A 17,967-nucleotide genomic window follows, 5' to 3' on the forward strand; every position below is an offset into this window, starting at 1 on the left:
GCTCCCTCTCCGGGGGCTGTGTCGAATCCGCCGTGCACGAGCTGTGCCTGGAGGCGATCGCCTCCGGGCAGAGCAGCGTGCACCGCTTCGGATACAGCGACGACGACGCCTTCGCCGTGGGGCTGACCTGCGGGGGAGTCCTCGACGTCCTGATCACCCCGGTGCGCCGGCACGACCCCGTGCGGCCCGTCATCGGCGCCGTGCTCGACGCGGCCTGCCGCGGAGCCCGCTCCGCACTGGGCCGGGTGGTCCACGGCGCGCCGGAGCAGCTCGGCCGGGCCATCGCCGTGCACGCCGACGGTTCCTACGAGGGCCGCCTCGGCGGGGGCGCCGAGCTGGACCGGGCCGCCGCCGAGCGGGTCCGGGGCTGGCTCGCCGCCGGCCGCACCGGCACCGCCGAGCTCGGCACGGCGGGCGGGCTCTGCGGGCAGCCGTTGACCCTGCTGGTCGAATCGACCGCCGAGCGGCCCCGGCTGCTGGTCTACGGGGCCATCGACTTCGCCGCCGCCCTCACCCGCATCGGCGCCTTCCTGGGCTACCGGGTCACGGTGTGCGACGCCCGGCCCGTCTTCGTCACCGCCGCCCGGTTCCCCGACGCGGACGAGGTGGTCGTGGACTGGCCGCACCGGCACCTGGCCGCGGAGTGGGAAGGGGGCCGCCTGGATTCCCGTACGGCGGTGTGCGTCCTGACCCACGACGCCAAGTTCGACGTCCCGCTGCTGACGCTCGCCCTGCGGCTGCCGCTCGGGTACGTGGGAGCCATGGGCTCGCGCCGCACCCACGAGGAGCGGGCGCGGCGGCTGCGGGCGGAGGGCGTGCCGGCGGCCGCGCTGGCCCGGCTGCGCTCACCGATCGGCCTGGACCTCGGCGGGGCGACCCCCGAGGAAACCGCGCTCGCCATCGCAGCCGAGTTCACGGCCGTGCGGTACGCGGGAACGATTCTCCCGCTGGCCTGGAGCCGGGGCGCGGTCCACGGCCGGGCGGACCCGCCGGTGCCCGTCCCGAGGGCCAAGGTCCCGTAGAACGAGGGCCAAGGTCCCGTAGGAAGCGACCATCCGGCCCCAAATGTCCTGGACGATCGGCCGGGGCGGTGTGAACTCCAGGTCGTGTGAGAATGAAGTACGTGCGTTCCTCGACTGCCCTGTCGGGGTCACCTCCGAACGACTGGGATGTTCAGCACGTGCGTTTTCTCAATGACCTGAAGCCGCCGTACGACCTGACGTACGACGACGTATTCATGGTGCCGAGCCGCTCTGCGGTCGGTTCCCGCCAGGGCGTCGACCTTTCCGCGCCTGACGGCACCGGCACCACCATTCCGCTGGTCGTGGCCAACATGACCGCCATCGCCGGCCGCCGGATGGCCGAGACGGTCGCCCGCCGCGGCGGCATCGTCGTCATCCCGCAGGACATCCCGATCGACGTCGTCACCGACGTGATCTCCTGGGTGAAGACCCGCCACCTCGTGCTCGACACCCCGATCACGCTGGCCCCCACCCAGACCGTCGCAGACGCGCTGTCCCTGCTGCCCAAGCGCGCGCACGGCGCCGGCGTCGTCGTCGACGCGGACGGCCGCCCCGTGGGCGTCGTCACCGACCACGACCTGACCGGCGTGGACCGCTTCACCCAGCTCTCCGAGGTCATGTCGAAGGAGCTCCTGCTCATCGACGCCGACATCGACCCCCGCGAGGCCTTCACCAAGCTCGACGCCGGCCACCGCAAGCTGGCCCCCGCCGTCGACAAGGACGGCAAGCTCGTCGGCATCCTCACCCGCAAGGCCGCGCTGCGCGCGACCCTGTACACCCCCGCCACGGACGCCAACGGCAAGCTGCGCATCGCCGCCGCCGTCGGCATCAATGGCGACTTCGTGTCCAAGGCCAAGCAGCTGCTCGACGCGGGTGTGGACACGCTCGTCATCGACACCGCGCACGGCCACCAGGAATCGATGATCAGCGCGATCAAGGCCGTCCGCGCCCTCGACCCGCAGGTCCCGATCGTGGCCGGCAACATCGTCGCCGCCGAGGGCGTCAAGGACCTGATCGACGCCGGCGCCGACATCATCAAGGTCGGTGTGGGCCCGGGCGCCATGTGCACCACCCGCATGATGACCGGTGTGGGCCGCCCGCAGTTCTCCGCGGTGCTGGAGTGCGCGGCCGAGGCGAAGAAGCACGGCAAGCACGTCTGGGCCGACGGCGGCGTCCGTCACCCGCGCGACGTGGCGATGGCACTGGCCGCCGGTGCGTCGAACGTCATGATCGGCTCCTGGTTCGCCGGTACGTACGAGTCCCCGGGCGACCTGCAGCAGTCGGCCGACGGCCGCCTCTACAAGGAGTCCTTCGGCATGGCCTCCGCGCGCGCGGTCCAGAACCGCACGTCGGAGGAGTCCTCCTACGACCGTGCCCGCAAGGGTCTCTTCGAGGAGGGCATCTCCACCTCGCGGATGTTCCTGGACCCGGCCCGTCCGGGCGTCGAGGACCTGATCGACTCGATCATCGCGGGCGTCCGCTCCTCCTGCACCTACGCCGGTGCGGCCTCCCTCGCGGAGTTCGAGGAGAAGGCCGTCGTCGGCATCCAGTCCGCGGCGGGCTACGCCGAGGGCAAGCCGCTGCACGCCAGCTGGAGCTAGTCACTTCGTCACCACTGCGCCGGGGTCCCCTTGGGGGCCCCGGCGCAGTGCTGTCCGGACCCTGACCCGCTCACCGCCGCCGCCCGTCCGAGTGCTGCGCTAGCGCCCCGGCCCAGACTGTCGAGCGCCGACGATGCGTCGTGCTGCCCCAGGCCGTGGAAAGGTGAAGACAGGTGGACACATTCAGTCGAGACTTCGGGCGGACTTCCGTCGTTCCTCCCGGGAGGGTGGTGCGGGAGGACGAGGGCGAAACCGTGGCACGGGCGATGCGCGAGGCGGCCGCGGCGGGCCGGGACACGACCGTCCGGGGAGCCGGCCGCTCGACCAACACCCAGACGCTTTCCCCCGGGGTCGTCATCGACAATTACCGCCCCGATGCCACGCCGCGATTCGTGGGCGGCGCGGGGGGCGCCGGGGAAGAACACCTCGTGGAAGTCCCGAGCGGGATCACCTGGCTCGAACTGGAGAAATGGCTGAACCGCCACGGCCGCTCCAATCCCGTCCTCCCCAGCTACCTCGACATCACCGTGGGCGGAAACCTCTCCATCGGGGGATTCGGCCTCGCATCCTGCCGTTCCGGAATCCAGAGCGACCAGGTCCACGAGATCGAGCTCGTCGACGGAACGGGCCGCTCGCTCCGGTGCTCCGACCGGGAGAACTCCGAGCTGTTCCGCTACGCGCTGGGCGGCCTGGGTCAGGTGGGATTCATCAAGAAGGTGGTCCTGAAGACGGTTCCGTACCAGCCCGTCACCCGTGCGGCCAGGGTCGAGCACACCGGCCTCGCCGACCTCACGGAATTCATGATGCACGGCGTGCAGGAGCCGTGGGTGTCGAGCTTCTTCGGCATGTACGACAGGGCCGCCTGGTACTCGCACGTATCGCTCACCGACGACGCACCCGCGCCCGCGGACCCGGCGCAGGAGTTCCTCGTTCCGGACTACATGCTCTTCAGCCACGGAGAAACCGCGAAGCACCTCCACCACCTGCTCGAAGAGGACTCCCACGCGAACATGTGGGTGGACCACGTCTTCGACGAGGAGGGCTTCAAGCTCTTCACCAAGAAGGTGGAGGGAATGCTCGACGAGTACCCGCTCTCCGAAACCCTGGTCGCCCTGTACTTCCTGGTGATCCGCCGCCCCGAATCGGCCACGCCCTTCGTCCTCGCGCCCGTGGTGGACGCCCCGGTGCAGTACCTGATCGGCATCTTCACGGCCGCAGGGACCGATGATTCCCGCGGGATCTCCGAGACCAAGCGCGTCCTGCGGGAACTGCTGGAAGCCTGCGCGGAGGCCAAGGGCCGTCCGTACCTCTACGGCACCCACGACTTCGACACGGACCTGCTGGAGCGCATCTACGGAGCCCCGGCCCTCCAGCGCCTCCGGGAACTGCGCGAGGAGCACGCGCTGACCCACTTCGCCACCCGGGCCTTCGGGGACGTACGGCCGTAGCCCCGGCCTGCTGCTGCCTGCTGTCTGTTGCCTCCTGCCCGCCGCCGACCCCGCCCCGCCCGCCCGTGGACCGACGGGCGGGGGCAGGTGTCCGGTGCCACGCTGGTCGTACTCGATCCGCGAAAGGCAGTCGTCATGATCACCACTGACTTCGTCCCCGGCTCCCCCTGCTGGCTGGACCTCGGCGCACCCGACGTCCCCGCCGCCGTGGCCTTCTACGGGGCCGTCCTCGGGTGGGACTACGAGTCCATGGGCGAGGGGGAAGCCACCGAAGGCGGGGAAGGCGGCATGTTCCGCAAGGACGGCAAGATCGTCGCCGGGCTGGGCAAGCTCACCGAGGAGGGCGCCCGTCCGGCCTGGATGATCTACTACAGCGTCCCCGACGCCGAGGCCGCGACCCGCGCCGTCCAGGGCGCCGGCGGCACCGTCCGGGTCGAGCCGAGGAAGCTCGACGAGTGGGGCACGATGGCGCAGTACAGCGACCCGCTGGGGGGCCAGTTCGCCGTCTGGCAGCCCGAGGAGAACAAGGGCGTCGACCTCGTGGACCAGCCGGGCTCGCTGTCCTGGACCGAGCTGTACACGAGCGACGCCACGGCCGCCCGAGAGTTCTACGGGGGCGTCTTCGGCTGGCAGTTCAGCGATATGCAGATGCCGGGCGGCGAGGGCACGTACACCCTGATCACCCCTGCCGGGCAGCCCGAGGGACGCATGCAGGGCGGACTCATGGAGCTCTCCGCGGAGGACCTCGCCGTGGCGGGCGGACGGCCGTACTGGCACCCCGTCTTCCACGTCACCGACTGTGACGAGGCCGTCGCCGAGGTCACCGCGCGCGGCGGCAGCGTGCAGATGGGGCCCGCAGACGCCCAGGGCGTCGGCCGGCTGGCCGTCTGCCTCGACCCGTCGAACGCCGACTTCGTGGTGCTGACCCCGTCCCAGGACTGAGCCCTCGGCCCGGGTCCCCTTCTTGCGGCCCCGCCGCCGTCCCATCCGGACGGCGGCGGGGCCGTTCGCGTACCGCCGCGCCCGCCGCCGCACCCCGGGGACGACCGTTCACCGACGGGGGACGACCGGTGGGCGCAGGGCGCTGCGGGATACGTCAGGCGGCGGATAACTCCACGCGCGCGGTCCGGCACGCTCGGTGCACACCGAGCCGCATCCCGACCCGGAAGGGGCAGCCCATGTCGCCCATGTTCGCGACCGCCGGCACCGTCACGGTCAGCCGCCGCCGCACCGACGCGTACGCCCTCGCCCGGCTGGAGAGGGAACACGGCAAGGCGCTCCACGGATTCCTCCTCGGCCTCACCTTCGGTGACCGCCACCGGGCCGAGGACCTCGTCCAGGAGACCCTGTTCCGCGCATGGAAGCACCCCGAGGCCCTGGAGAACGGCGCCCACGCCTCCATGAGGCCCTGGCTGTACACCGTCGCCCGGCGGGTGGCCATCGACGCCCGCCGGGCCCGCCTGTCGCGCCCGGCCGAGGTCGGTCCCGACGGGCTGGAGCAGTCGCCCGCCGACGAGGACCGCACCGAGCGGTCGGTCGCCGTCCTCGACGTCCGCGAGGCCCTGCGATCACTCAGCCCCGATCACCGGGCCGTGCTCCTGCTCATCTACTTCCGCGGGGCCAGCGTCTGCGAGGCCGCCGAGGCGCTCGGGGTGCCCGCCGGCACGGTCAAATCCCGCACGTACTACGCCCTGCGGGCCCTGCGCGCCCTCCTGCCCGGCTACGATGACGGCCACCTCCGCGCGTGAGCGGACCTCCAGCTTCGCCAGGATGTGCGAGACGTGGGTCTGCACGGTCCGGCGGGACAGGAACAGCGCCGAGGCGATCTCGGGGTTCGTCCGGCCCCGCGCGACCAGCAGCGCCACCTTCAGCTCCGCCGGGGTCAGCGCCTCCCACCCCCGCGCGGGCCTGCGCCGCGCAGCCCGGCTGCCCCGCCGCACACCCAGGCTCCGCAGCCGTGCGTCGGCCCGGGCGATGTCCCACCGGGCGCCGAGGAGCTCGTACGAGGCCACCGCGCCGGTCAGCGCCGACCGCGCGCCCGGCAGGTCCCCGTGCCAGGCCCGGGCCACCGCCAGGTCCTCCAGGGTCTGGCCCGCCACCAGCCCGCCCCGCGCCAGCGCAGCGGTCTCCGCCAGCAGCTCCGGGTCCTGCGCGAACAGCCCGCGGCAGCGCAGCAGCGCCAGCGCCGGACCCGGCTGCTCCGGCAGGGCCGCCGCCGTGCGCGCGCAGGCGGCCACCGCCGACCTGGCCGCCTCGGTGTCCCGGTCCTCCAGAGCGAGCCGGACGGCCTCCGACAGCGCCCAGGGACGGTCGAAGGCCACCGCCTCCTCCACGCCGTGCTCCAGCGCGGGCAGCAACGCCTCCAGCGCCTCGCGGGGGCTCCCGTCGCGCTCCGCCAGCAGGGCGCGGGCCAGCAGGACGTTCGCGGTGTGCCGACGGGCTGCGGGCGGCTCGTACGCGTCCGGGCCGAGCGCGGCCAACTCGGCCCGGGCGGCGTCCTGTTCGCCCCGGTGGCCCAGGATCAGGGCCCGCAGCCCGCGGGTCAGCACCGGCAGCCAGCCGTCCGAGACGGGCAGGCCCTGCGCCCGGGCGAGGCCGGCCAGTGCGGCGTCCCAGTCGCCGAGCCGGTAGCGGAGATCGGCCAGCAGGGCCTCCGTGACCACGAGCCGGCCCGTCGAACCGGTCCGGGCCGCCAACTTCCGGGCCTCCCGCAGCGCCGCCGCGGCGGCGTGCGGCTCGTCGAACCGCAGATGGCCCTCGGCCTGGTTGGCGAGCAGCAGCAGCCGCATGTCGTTAGCGGCCGGGCTGCGGCGGGCGTGCGCGATCCCGGCCGCCACGTGGCGCAGCGACTCCCGGCCCCGGTTCAGGTGGAACAGCGCGAAGGACATGGCGTGTTCGGCCTCCGCGCCGCAGAGCGGATCGCCGAGCAGCCGCGCCCGCGCGACCAACGGCCCGGCCAACGCGTACGCCTCCTCCGGCCGGTGCAGATCGGCCAGCGCCAGGACCCGGCACGCCTCCAGGCGCAACCGCAGTTCCGCGAAGGGCACTTCTTCGGCCAGCGCCTCCTCGGTGACCTCCAGGGACCGGGCCATGTCCCCCTGGATCATCAGCGCCGACACCAGCTTGAAGGCGAGTGCGGCCCGCCGCCCGGAATCCTGCGCCCGCTCCCGCAGCGTGCGCAGCAGTTCCACGGACTCGGGCCGCCGCAGCATCAGCGCGGCGTCGGCGAGCCCGTCCTCCAGGGCCTCCCGGTACGGACTCCCGGTCCGGTCTGGCTGCTGGGCCGCGCGCTGTTCCACGGCGCGGCCCAGCAGCGCGGCCGCCGTTTCGGGCGCCACCGCGATCAGGGCCTGCGCCGACTCCGCCGTCCACCGCACCGCCCACGGGTCCAGCGCCCCGCCGGCCAGCAACTGCCCCGCGGTCCGGACGGGATCGAGCCCGGCCTCGGCGAAGGCCCGCGCGGCGTCCTGGTGGAGGACGCTGCGGGCGGCCCCCGGCAGCCCCGCGTACAGGGCCAGCCGCACGGCCGGCTGCCGGAACCGCAAGGCCTCACCGTCGGCCGGGTGGTGTGCGGGCGTACCGGCCGGGAGCCCCCCGGGCAGGGGGCCCGGTTCCAGTACGCCGGTCAGCAGAGGCGCCTCCAGGTCCGCGAGCAGGTCCCGCACCGGGAGCGTCCGTACGAGGGCCAGCTCGCGCGCCGTGAAGGCCGGTCCGAGCAGGGCGGCGTGCCGGAGCGTGGCCAGGGCCGCCGGGGGGAGCCGGCTCAGCTCTCGGGTCGCCGCTTCCGGGGGCGGCGGCAAGTCCCCGACGGGGAGCGTCAGTTCGGCGGAGCCCGCGCGGACTTCGATGATCCCGGACCAGTGTGCGAGCAGCTCCCGCAGCAGCCGGGGATTGCCGCCCGCGTGTCCGGCGGCCTCGCGCAGCCGGGGGCCGGGCGCTGCGCCCAGCACCTCCCGCACCAGTGCGGCCGACTCCGCTCCCGTCAGCGGCTCCAGCCGGAGCGTCCGCCCGCCCGGCCCGCCGCCCAGGGAGGCGCACAGCTCCTCCACCTCCGCCCGCAGGGGCAGCCGCCGCCGGGCCGCCAGCAACAGCAGCGGCAGCCGCTGCGCAGCGCGCGCGAGGTGGCGCCACAGCAGCAGGGAGGCCGGATCCGCCCACTGGAGGTCGTCCAGGGCCAGGAGCAGCGGCCGCCGCGCGCACCACTCCTCCACATCGGCCGCCAGCAGGTCCACGGCCGCCAGCAGCGCCCCGCCGGGTTCGGCCGACCGGGCGGCCTCCCGCAGCAGGGCCAGCGCCCGGGCCCGCCCGGGGCCGGCCGGATGCAGGCAGTCCAGCGCCGCGCGCAGCGGAAGTCCGGTGCCCAGCGCCTCGGCGGCCCCGTACCGGACCCGGCAGCCGAGCGCGGCCGCCTCGGTCAGTGCCTCGTGCAGGAAGGAGGTGCGGCCCGCGCCCGGCTCCCCCTCCACGACCAGGCAGGCTCCGCCGCCCTCCGCACCTGCCCGCACCCATGTCCGCAACGCGTCACGGCACTCGTCGCGGTGTTGTTCTCGCCCGACCCGCACGTCGGCGATCCCTCCGGTCGTTCGCGCCCCCTCCAGGATGGCAGCTCACGGTCCGGTCAGCGCCGGGGAATTCGGCCAGGTGGGGCCGAACTGTGCACCCCCGCACGGTATTTGGGAATCCGTACCGTGATCTTCATGCCCGCGCCCACACCCGTTTCGATGACGAGCCCGTGGCCGTCCCCGTAGACCTGGCGCAGCCGCTCGTCCACGTTGGGCAGCCCGATGCCCGAGGAGGATCCGGGCTGCTCCCCGGCCAGGATCCGGCGCAGCAGGGACGGATCCATCCCGACGCCGTTGTCCTCGATGGTGATCAGCGCCTCCGCGCCCGCGTCCCGGGCCGCGATGGTGATCCGGCACTCCTCGGTGGAGTCCTCCAGCCCGTGCTTGACCGCGTTCTCCACCAGCGGCTGCAGGCACAGGAAGGGCAGCGCCACCGGAAGCACCTCGGGCGCCACCTGCAAGGTCAGCTTGAGCCGCTCCCCGAACCGGGCCCCGGCCAGCGCCAGGTACTGCTCGATGGACCGCAACTCCTCGGCCAGCGTGGTGAACTCCCCGTGCCGCCGGAAGGAGTAGCGGGTGAAGTCCGCGAACTCCAGCAGCAGGTCCCGGGCCCGCTCCGGATCGGTGCGCACGAACGAGGCGATCGCCGCCAGGGAGTTGAAGATGAAGTGCGGGGAGATCTGCGCGCGCAGCGCCTTGATCTCGGCCTCCATCAGCCGGGTCCGCGAACGGTCCAGCTCGGACAGCTCCAACTGCACGGACACCCAGCGCGCGACCTCGGTGGCGGCCCGCACCAGCACCGCCGACTCCCGTGATCCGTAGGCCACCAGCGCGCCCAGCATGCCGTCCTCGCCGGTCAGCGGGGCGACCACGGCCCACTTGAGGGGGCAGTCCGGCCGCTCGCACTCGGTGCGCACGCTCTGGCTGCGCCCCGAGTCCAACATCACCGCGACCCGGGCCATCGCACGGCGCTCGTGGTGGTCGGCGCCCGGGCCGTCCCAGGCGAGGACGTGTCCGCGGTCCGTCAGGCACAGGGCCTCGGTCCCGAGGAGGGAGCGCAGGCGTCGGGCGGCCTTGCGGGCGGCATCCTCGGTGAGGCCGGCGCGCAGCGGGGGAGCGGCGAGGGAGGCGGTGTGCAGGGTGTGGAAGGTGGCCCGTTCGACGGGGGTGCCGAGGTCGAGGCCGAGGGCTCGCTCGTCCCGCCGGGCCTGCCGTCGCCCGCCGATCCAGCCGAGCCCCAGCAACAGCGTCCCGCCGGCCGCGCCGAGCATCGAGAGCAGTGCTCCGGTCATGGTGTGCGGCCCTCCTCCGAGAGCAGTGCTCCGGTCATGGCGTGCTGCTTCTGGTCGCGAGCAGTGCTCCGGTCAAGTCGGTGTGCGTCGCTCTTGGCGGAGAGCAGTGCTCCGGGACAGAGTGCCCGTCTCTCCTGTGCGCGCTGCTCCGGTCGCAGAGCGCGGCTCCGGTCACGGAGCACTGCTCTTCCCGGCAGGGGCGGCGGGGGCGGCAGGGGCGGCCCCGGCCCCGCCCGCGGAGCCGCCGCCCGCGGGAGCCGTCTCCGCCACGTCCTCCGGCAGGTGCAGCCGCGCCAGCGTCGCCGCAGTGCCCGGCGGGATCCGCCCGCGCGTACCCAGCGACACCAGCACCATCGTCAGGAAGCCGAGCGGGACCGACCACACCGCAGGCCATGCCAGCAGCGTGTTCGCCCACCCCGCCGGAGCCAGCCCGGCCCGCGTCGCCAGCACCGCGCTCAATGCCGCCCCGCCTCCCGTCACCAGCCCGGCCACCGCCCCCGGCGGCGTCAGCCCGCGCCACCAGATCCCCAGCACCAGCAGCGGGCAGAAGGACGACGCCGACACCGCGAAGGCCAGCCCCACCGCGTCCGCCACCGGCACGTCGGTCGCCGCCACGCTCCCGGCCAACGGCACCAGGATCGCCACCAGCACCGCGACCCGGAAGCTCCGCACTCCGCGCGAAGGCAGCACGTCCTGGTGCAGCACTCCCGCCACCGCCATCGTCAGCCCCGAAGCCGTGGACAGGAACGCCGCGAACGCGCCCCCCGCCAGCAGCGCCCCCAGGAGCTCCCCGGCGAGCCCGCCCACGACCCGGGCGGGCAGCACCAGGACCACCGCGTCCGCCTCCCCGGTCAGGGCCAGCTCCGGGGCGTAGATCCGGCCCAGCGCCCCGTACACCGGCGGCAGCAGGTAGAAGGCGCCGACCAGGCCGAGCACCACCAGCGTGGTGCGCCGCGCCGCCCGCCCGTTCGGGCTCGTGTAGAAGCGCACCGCCACGTGCGGCAGGCCCATGGTCCCGAGGAAGGTGGCCAGGATCAGCCCGTACGTCGCGTACAGCCGCAGCTCGGGCCGGTCCCCGGACAGCGGCTCCGACCAGCTCGACACGCCGGGTCCGGCTTCCGCCCGGCTCTGCGGGACGGCGGAGTCCGGGGCGAACTCCAGCCGCGCGTGCGCCCGTACGGAATGCTGCCCGGCGCCGAGGGTCACGGGCTGCCCCGCGTACGACCGCCCGTCCACCCGGCCGGTCACCGTCACCGTCAGCGGGTCGTCCAGGGACAGCCGTACGTCCTCGGCCAGCGTGACGGCGGTGTGCTCGCGGAACACCGCCGGGGCGTCGAAGGAGGCGCGCGGTGCGCCGTCCCCCGCCCAGGCGGCCAGCAGGAAGAACGCGGGCACCAGCAGGGCGGTGAGCTTCAGCCAGTACTGGAAGGCCTGCACGAAGGTGATGGACCGCATCCCGCCGGCCGCCACCGCCGCCGTCACCACGCAGGCGACGACCACCCCGCCCACCCAGTGCGGAGCCCCGGTCAGGATCTCCAGGGTCAGGCCCGCGCCCTGGAGCTGCGGCAGCAGGTACAGCCAGCCGACGCCGAGCACGAACAGCACCGCGATCCGGCGCACCGCCTGCGATTCGAGCCGGGCCTCGGCGAAGTCGGGCAGGGTGTACGCCCCCGAGCGGCGCAGCGGGGCCGCGACCAGCACCAGCAGCACCAGGTACCCGGCGGTGTAGCCCACCGGATACCAGAGCATCTGCGGCCCCTGGAGCAGCACCAGCCCGGCCACCCCGAGGAAGGAGGCCGCCGAGAGGTACTCCCCGCCGATGGCGGCCGCGTTGAGGCGCGGGCCGACCGTGCGCGAAGCCACGTAGAAGTCCGAGGTGGTCCGGGAGATGCGCAGGCCCAGCGCGCCGACCAGCACCGTGACCAGGACGACGACGGCGACCGCGGTCAGCGCGTACGTCTGGTTCACCGGCGGGTCCTTCGGCTGGGGCGCGGGCGCGGCCCTGCGCGGGTGTACGGGTCCCGGTCGTGCGCCGGAGCCCGGCGGGGTGCCGGGTCCGGGCCGCATGCCGGGATCACGGGAGTCTACGCACGCGCCCGGAGCGGGCAACAGGCCCTCTAGGGTCCTAGGGCCTGTCAGGTCAGGCCGGATATGGCTCAGCGGGCGGGATCGCGGTGCTCCGCGCAGTCCCGCAGTGCGATCTCCAGCTCCACGTACGATTCCTCGGCGCGCCGGAAGGCCAGCGTCAGGGCCGCCTCGCCCCGGGGCGGCAGGTGTCCGTACGCGCCCTCGTGGGCCTCGTACAGGACGTCGGCCCAGCGTGCGGCCGCGCTCCGCAGGCGGGCCAGCAGCACCTCGGCCTCGGCGGGACCGGCCGGCCGGGTGCGGGGCAGTGCGGTCAGTGCGTCGAGCAGCGCCTGGATTTCGGACATCTGCTTCCTCCCGGGGCCGAAGATCCACGATACCCGCGGGGGCCCGCCCGGACGGGTGGTCCGGCCACCGCTGCGGCCGACGGCGCGGGCGGATCGCCGTACGCATCTCCGGGCGCGACGAACGGTGCGTGGCCGCGCCGGACGGTCGGCGCGCCCCGCCGGGGCCGCTTCATCCGGCCCCCGGGCAGGCTCGGGGCTGCGCCCCGGACCCGGGTCGGTTCAGCCCATGGCCTGGCGCATCAGCAGGTCCCTCAGCTCGCGGGTGTGCCTGCGGCTCACCTGGAGTTCGGCCGCGCCGACGCGGACCGTGGTGGTGCCCGCGTCCAGGCGCAGTTCGTCGATGCGGGCCAGTGCGACCAGGTGGCGGCGGTGGATGCGGACGAATCCGCGGGCCGCCCACCGCTCTTCGAGGGTGGACAGCGGAATCCGTACCAGGTGGCTGCCCTCGTCGGTGTGCAGCCGGGCGTAGTCGCCCTGGGCCTCCACGTACGCGATGTCCGCTATCGCCACGAAGCGGGTGACGCCGCCCAGTTCGACGGCGATCTGATCGGGCGCGCGGTCCGCGCCGCGGGCGCCGGCGGACGCGGCGACCGCCGCGACGGGGGCGCCGGGAGTCTCGGGGGCGGCCGCGCGGGCCGCCGGTACGGCGGGCACGGCCTCGGGGCCGGCCGCCGGGGGCTGTTCACCGGACCGGCCGGACTGCGCGCAGGCCCGCCGCACGGCCTCGGCCAGCCGCTCCGGCCGGACGGGCTTGAGCACGTAGTCCACGGCCTTGAGGTCGAAGGCCTGTACGGCGAACCCCTCGTGCGCGGTGACGAACACGATCAGCGGCGGCCGCGCGAACCCGGTCAGCAGCCGCGCGATGTCCAGCCCGGTCAGCCCCGCCATGTGGATGTCGAGGAAGACCACGTCGATGACGTCGGCCCCGTCCGGGCCGCTCTCCAGCGCCCGGGTGATCCGGCGCAGCGCCTCGGTGGCGTCCGAGGCGCCCTCGGCGCTGAGCACCCGGGGGTCCGAGCGCAGCAAGTAGAGGAGCTCTTCGAGCAGGGGCTTCTCGTCGTCGACGGCCAGTACGCGCAGCATGATGCGGAGTCTAGGTTCCGCCCGGCCGGGGCGAAACGGTGCGCGACCCCCGCCCCGGGGGGAGGGGAGGCGGGGGCCGCGCGGTCGGTTGGTCCGGGGGACCGGTCTCGGGGAGGGCCGTCTCAGGGAGGGCCGTCCCGGGGAGGCCCGTCTCAGGGAGGGCCGTCCCGGGGAGGGCCGGTCTCACTGAGGGCCGGTCTCAGGGAGGGCCGGTCTACTGGACGGTGATGAGCTTGCCGTCGGGGGCGACCGCGTACCAGGTGCCGCCGACGCCCTGCCCGTTGATGTCGCCGGCCTTCTTGTCACCGGTGAAGGTGTAGACGGGCCAGCAGTTCACCGTCTGCTGCTTCTTGCCGTCGGGGCGGTCGAGCACCAGGTAGTTCTTCTCGATGATCCCCTTGGCGTTCGCCTGGTCCACCGGCGGCACGACCGGCCACTTGGCCACGCAGTCGCCCTCGCACTTGGAGACCATGGGCCACGCGGTGTCGGGCTTGAACCGGTAGACCGTCATCCCGTTGCCGTCGACGATGTGGTCGCCGAGCTTCGGGTCCTTGGCCACGGTCAGCGCGCCGGAGGCCTGGCCGGCGCCGCCGGGGGCGGGGGCCGCCTTCGCCGCCTTCTTGCCGTCGGGAGCCGCCGCGAACCAGGTGCCGCCGACGCCCTGCCCGTTGGTGTCGCCCGCCTTGGCGTCCTTGCTGTACCGGTACACGGGCCAGCCCGCCACCGTCAGCTGCTTGCTGCCGTCGGTACGGACCACCTCGCCCAGCAGCGCCGGGTCCATGCCCGCCGCGGCGGTGGCGTCGCCGGCCGCGACCACCGGCCAGACCTTCGCGCAGTCCCCGTCGCAGGAGGACTTCGACGGCTTCGCGGTGTCCTTGTCGAAGCGGTAGAGGGTGAAGCCCGCACTGTCGGCGAGGACGGAGCCGAGCTTCTGGTCCTGGGCGATGGCCAGTTGACCGCCGGGCTCGGCGTCACCGGCCGTATCGGCGCCGGCGCCGGCGCCCGATCCGTAGCCGTCGCCGTCGCCCGAAGAGGGGGCCTCGGAGGGAGCGGCGACCGCTCCGGCCGGCTTGGCGGTGTCGCCCGCCGAGTCGCTCCCGCCGCACGCGGTCGCGGTGAGTGCGACGACGACCGCCACGGCCGCCAGGGTGGTTCCGCGCTTGATGCCCATCTTGATCTCTCCCACTGTGTGTCCCTGCCTGCGCCGCCGCCGCGTCCGTCCGTTCGAGCGGAGTGGAGCGGCGGCAACTGTGTGCAGGACACGCCTCGTTGGAGCCGATCTGTTCAATTCCTCCGATGTGGGCTGTTTCACTCACCCCAGGTCGAACCCGGCCCGCTTCATGGCCGTGGCCACAGCGAGGCCGAGCGTGCGGTGTCCGGCGTCGTTCGGGTGCAGCCCGTCCGCCAAGTGCTCCGGGCCCAGCAGCTCCCGCCCCGGCAGCAGCACCAGCCGCTCGTCCCCGGCGGCGATCCGCTCCCGGGTGGCGCGCTCCATCGCGTCGCGCAGGGCGCCCAGGGTGGCGCCCAGCTTGTTCGGGGTGCGCTCCGCGTCCGGGCGGAGCACGGGGGAGAGGAGGAGCAGCGGTGTCCGGGGGTGGCCCTGGCGGACCAGTTCGAGGAACGCGCGGGTGGTCTCGTAGAGCAGGGGGGCCGAAAAGGGCACGCGGGACCAGCAGTTGGTGCCGAAGGCCAGGGTGAGGGCGTCGGCGGGGAGTCCGGCGATCTGCTCGGCGCAGGCCAGCTCCCCGCGCGCGGCGCCCGCGTAGCCGAGGTTGACGGTGTCCCAGCCGAGCGCCCGCCCGGCCACCGACGGCCAGCCGTGCGCGGGCCGGGTGGACCACCAGCCCTCGGTGATGGAGTCGCCGTGCACCACCCAGCGGGTGGCGGGCGGTGCGGGGGCGAGCGGGCCGCCGATCCCGCGCAGGCCGAGGATCAGCGGGGACTGGGTCTCCGGCGGGTGGATGGTGAACGGGCCGGAGCTGCCCGGCAGTTCGAGGCGTACGACGGCCTCGGCGGCCGGCTCGGTGTACAGCTCGCCGACCACCCCGTGCCGGTCCCACAGGGCGAACCCGTGCGCGAGGTCGCGCAGCGCGTCGGTGGGGCCGGGCACGGTCGCCCGGTAGTGGATCTCCACCGCCCGGGCGCCGGGCGCGGTGAACTCCAGGCGCACCCCGATGGGCAGGGTGGCCCGCTCACCGGTGTCCCAGGGCAGCCGCATGGTGTCGGCCGGGTCGGCCCGCACGGGGCGGCCCCCGTCCAGCCAGGCCACACCGCGCAGGAACGGCCCCGGGTCCAGCCACGGCCCGGGCTCCGCTCCGGTGTGCGCGGCCGTTCCCGCACCCATGCCTGCGCCTGCGCCCATGCCCGCACCGGCATCTACGCCAATGCCTACGCCTACACCTACACCTACACCTACGTCCGAGCCCGCGTCCGGCCCGGCTTCCCGTGTGCTCATCGTGCGCCTCCGACCGTCGGGTACGGGAACTTCACGCCGACGCCGCCGTCCACGACCAGCGTCTGCCCCGTCATGTACGAGGATTGCGGCGAAGCCAGGAAGTACAGTGCGGCCGCGATGTCCCGGGTCTCCGCGACCCGGCCCAGCGGGGCGTTCTCCGCGTTCAGCCTGCGCCCCTCGGGGCCCAGCAGTGCGGCCACCCGCGGGGTCCACACCACCCCCGGTGCCACCGCGTTGACCCGTACCCCGCGCGGGCCCAGCTCTACCGCCGCCGAGCGCACCAAGGAGATCAGGCCGGCCTTCGCGGCCCCGTACGCGGCGTGCAGCGGGGCGGCGGTGAGCCCGGAGACGGAGGCGACGAAGACCAGCGGTCCGCCGCCGGCGGCGGCGACGGCCTCGCCGCCGTACTGGACGGTCAGCCAGGCGTGCCGCAGCACCAGGTCGAAGTGCCAGTCCCAGCCCTCGTCGTCCAGCTCGGGCAGCGCGGCGTACCGGGCCATGCCGACGATGTCGACGACCCCGCCGACCGGGCGGCCCCCGAGCAGCTCCGGCGCCGCGGCGAAGAGCTCCCGTACGGCCTCGCGCCGCGTGACGTCGGCGGCGTACGGGACGCCCCCGGTCTCGGCGGCGACCGTGCGGGCCCGCTCCTCGTCCACGTCCACGCACAGCACGCGTGCGCCGCCCGCGGCCAGCGCGTGCGCGGTCTGGCGGCCGATGCCGTTGCCCGCGCCGAGCAGGACCAGGGCCCGGCCGTCGAGCCGGTGCAGGGCGGCGTAGTCGGGGACGGGTGAGGTGTCGGCGACGGAGGGGATGCCGGGAGAGCTGTCGGGGGAGCTGTCGGACGGGTTGTCGGACGGGCTGTCGCGGACCGGAGAGGTGTCGGGGCCCTCGCTCACGCGGAGGCCTTGCGGGGCGTGTACCGGGCCAGCTCCGGGATGACTTCCTTGCCCAGGATCTCCAGGGTCCGCAGGATCTCCCGGTGCTCCAGGTACCCCCACTGGACGTAGCAGATGAGCTGGTCGACGCCGAGGTCCGCGTACCGCTTCGCCTTGGCGACGATCGTCTCCGCGTCCCCGATGAGGATCATGTCCCCGTCGCTGAACTCCCGTACGGGTACGTTCCCTTCGAGGATCGGCGTGAGCAGCGGGAAGGTCCGCTCCCGCTCCTCGGGGCTCAGGTGCGGCAGCTCCCACTCCAGGGTGAACTGCGCCAGGTTGGAGTACCACCAGGCGACCGACTCCCAGACCCGGGGACCCGGGTCGGTGCGCGGCGGGGTGGCGTGGACCAGGGTGTAGGCGGCGACCCGGTCCGTGGTGACGTCGGTGAGGGGGCTCGGGGCGGCGGCCGCGGCCCGGTAGGCGGCCACCTGGGCGGCCATCGCCTCCAGGGGCTGCATGATCGAGAAGGACAGCAGCCCGAGGCCGTGCGCGCCCGCGACCTCGGCGGAGCCGGGGGAGGTGGCCGCCATCCAGGCGGGCGGGTGCGGATCCTGCACCGGCTTGGGGGTGACCATGCGGCGCGGGAAGGAGAAACGCTCCGATTCGTACGCGAAGTACTCCTCGCGCCACATTCCGGTCACGATTTCTATGGCCTCGCGCCAGTCGTCGCGGGACTTCTCCCGGTCCACCCCGAAGGCCGCCTGCTCCATGGGCGTGGAGCGGCCGGTGCCCCATTCCACCCGGCCGCCGGAGAGCACGTCGACGGTGGCGACCTTCTCCGCGATGCGCTGCGGCGGGGTGAAGGCGAAGGGGGTCAGGGTCACGCCGAAGCCCAGCCGGATCTGCTCGGTGAGCCCGGCCAGGTGCCCGAGGAGCACCTCGGGGGCCGGGCAGTGCGAGCGGCCCTCGCGGAAGTGGTGTTCGACCGCCCAGACGGTACGGAAGCCCATGCGGTCGGCGAGCCGGATCTGTTCCACCGCCTCCCGGTAAGCGCGCTGCTCAGCGGCCCGCTGGCCGTGCGGGTGGGCTCCCCGCCAGGGCCGCGGCACGTCGATCTCGTAGAGCACGTCCAGGTCCATGGCGGCACGCTGCGGCAGATCTGACGAAGTGTCAAGAATGTGGGTCGGGATCGCT

The 17,967-nt window shown here is 74.1% G+C and carries 13 protein-coding genes and 1 pseudogene; 5 read left to right on the forward strand and 9 right to left on the reverse strand.

Annotated features, from left to right (window positions below):
* The 5 genes from ACFVX6_RS28465 to ACFVX6_RS28485 all read left to right on the forward strand — a co-directional run.
* Positions 1-1,022 (forward strand): XdhC family protein (locus tag ACFVX6_RS28465; protein ID WP_389696170.1); only part of this gene is annotated, 1,022 nt, incomplete at its 5' end.
* Positions 1,023-1,180: 158 nt separating this feature from the next.
* Positions 1,181-2,623 carry a GuaB1 family IMP dehydrogenase-related protein gene (locus ACFVX6_RS28470; RefSeq protein WP_389437321.1) on the forward strand — a complete coding sequence of 481 codons (1,443 nt, stop codon included), beginning with the start codon at positions 1,181-1,183 and terminating at the stop codon, positions 2,621-2,623.
* 230 nt (positions 2,624-2,853) lie between these two features.
* Entirely contained in the window at positions 2,854-4,071 is a 1,218-nt protein-coding gene (locus ACFVX6_RS28475) for an FAD-binding protein (RefSeq protein ID WP_389696172.1), read from the forward strand.
* A gap of 135 nt (positions 4,072-4,206) precedes the next feature.
* Positions 4,207-5,013, forward strand: a complete 807-nt coding sequence (locus ACFVX6_RS28480; RefSeq protein WP_389696174.1) for a VOC family protein — start codon at positions 4,207-4,209, stop codon at positions 5,011-5,013.
* 236 nt (positions 5,014-5,249) lie between these two features.
* Complete coding sequence (locus ACFVX6_RS28485) at positions 5,250-5,819, forward strand: sigma-70 family RNA polymerase sigma factor (RefSeq protein ID WP_389696176.1); 570 nt, start codon at positions 5,250-5,252, stop codon at positions 5,817-5,819.
* Between the two features lie 36 nt (positions 5,820-5,855).
* Here the strand turns inward: ACFVX6_RS28485 and ACFVX6_RS28490 are convergent.
* From ACFVX6_RS28490 to ACFVX6_RS28530, 9 genes and pseudogenes are all read right to left on the reverse strand, one after another.
* Positions 5,856-8,633 (reverse strand): annotated as a pseudogene (locus ACFVX6_RS28490) (ATP-binding protein); the annotation flags it as partial.
* Positions 8,634-8,689: 56 nt separating this feature from the next.
* A complete protein-coding gene (locus tag ACFVX6_RS28495; RefSeq protein ID WP_389696178.1) occupies positions 8,690-9,925 on the reverse strand; it encodes a histidine kinase in 1,236 nt (411 codons plus the stop codon).
* Positions 9,926-10,096: 171 nt separating this feature from the next.
* Entirely contained in the window at positions 10,097-11,893 is a 1,797-nt protein-coding gene (locus ACFVX6_RS28500) for a cation acetate symporter (protein ID WP_389696180.1), read from the reverse strand.
* 188 nt (positions 11,894-12,081) lie between these two features.
* Complete coding sequence (locus tag ACFVX6_RS28505; RefSeq protein WP_389696182.1) at positions 12,082-12,357, reverse strand: hypothetical protein; 276 nt, start codon at positions 12,355-12,357, stop codon at positions 12,082-12,084.
* Between the two features lie 219 nt (positions 12,358-12,576).
* Positions 12,577-13,440 carry a LytR/AlgR family response regulator transcription factor gene (locus ACFVX6_RS28510; RefSeq protein ID WP_389696183.1) on the reverse strand — a complete coding sequence of 288 codons (864 nt, stop codon included), beginning with the start codon at positions 13,438-13,440 and terminating at the stop codon, positions 12,577-12,579.
* A gap of 214 nt (positions 13,441-13,654) precedes the next feature.
* Positions 13,655-14,611: an SCO0930 family lipoprotein gene (locus ACFVX6_RS28515; RefSeq protein WP_389696240.1), complete on the reverse strand. Its 957-nt coding sequence runs from the start codon at positions 14,609-14,611 to the stop codon at positions 13,655-13,657.
* Between the two features lie 141 nt (positions 14,612-14,752).
* The gene (locus ACFVX6_RS28520; protein ID WP_389696242.1) at positions 14,753-15,784 is read right to left on the reverse strand and encodes a GDSL-type esterase/lipase family protein; all 1,032 of its coding nucleotides are present in this window, start codon (positions 15,782-15,784) and stop codon (positions 14,753-14,755) included.
* A gap of 107 nt (positions 15,785-15,891) precedes the next feature.
* Positions 15,892-16,791: an SDR family NAD(P)-dependent oxidoreductase gene (locus ACFVX6_RS28525; RefSeq protein WP_389696185.1), complete on the reverse strand. Its 900-nt coding sequence runs from the start codon at positions 16,789-16,791 to the stop codon at positions 15,892-15,894.
* Complete coding sequence (locus tag ACFVX6_RS28530) at positions 16,788-17,912, reverse strand: LLM class flavin-dependent oxidoreductase (protein WP_389696187.1); 1,125 nt, start codon at positions 17,910-17,912, stop codon at positions 16,788-16,790. Before ACFVX6_RS28530 ends, ACFVX6_RS28525 begins: the two co-directional genes overlap by 4 nt.
* Between the last annotated feature and the right edge of the window lie 55 nt (positions 17,913-17,967).

Origin of the sequence: Streptomyces sp. NPDC058289 (assembly GCF_042880975.1) — a bacterium.
Lineage (GTDB): Bacteria > Actinomycetota > Actinomycetes > Streptomycetales > Streptomycetaceae > Streptomyces > Streptomyces stoeckheimensis.

Coding starts and splice junctions, on each gene's coding strand:
- ACFVX6_RS28495 (WP_389696178.1), bottom strand. CDS start 9,925: ATGACCGGAGCACTGCTCTCGATGCTCGGCGCGGCCGGCGGGACGCTG.
- ACFVX6_RS28485 (WP_389696176.1), top strand. CDS start 5,250: ATGTCGCCCATGTTCGCGACCGCCGGCACCGTCACGGTCAGCCGCCGC.
- ACFVX6_RS28520 (WP_389696242.1), bottom strand. CDS start 15,784: ATGGGTGCGGGAACGGCCGCGCACACCGGAGCGGAGCCCGGGCCGTGG.
- ACFVX6_RS28510 (WP_389696183.1), bottom strand. CDS start 13,440: ATGCTGCGCGTACTGGCCGTCGACGACGAGAAGCCCCTGCTCGAAGAG.
- ACFVX6_RS28480 (WP_389696174.1), top strand. CDS start 4,207: ATGATCACCACTGACTTCGTCCCCGGCTCCCCCTGCTGGCTGGACCTC.
- ACFVX6_RS28515 (WP_389696240.1), bottom strand. CDS start 14,611: ATGGGCATCAAGCGCGGAACCACCCTGGCGGCCGTGGCGGTCGTCGTC.
- ACFVX6_RS28505 (WP_389696182.1), bottom strand. CDS start 12,357: ATGTCCGAAATCCAGGCGCTGCTCGACGCACTGACCGCACTGCCCCGC.
- ACFVX6_RS28530 (WP_389696187.1), bottom strand. CDS start 17,912: ATGGACCTGGACGTGCTCTACGAGATCGACGTGCCGCGGCCCTGGCGG.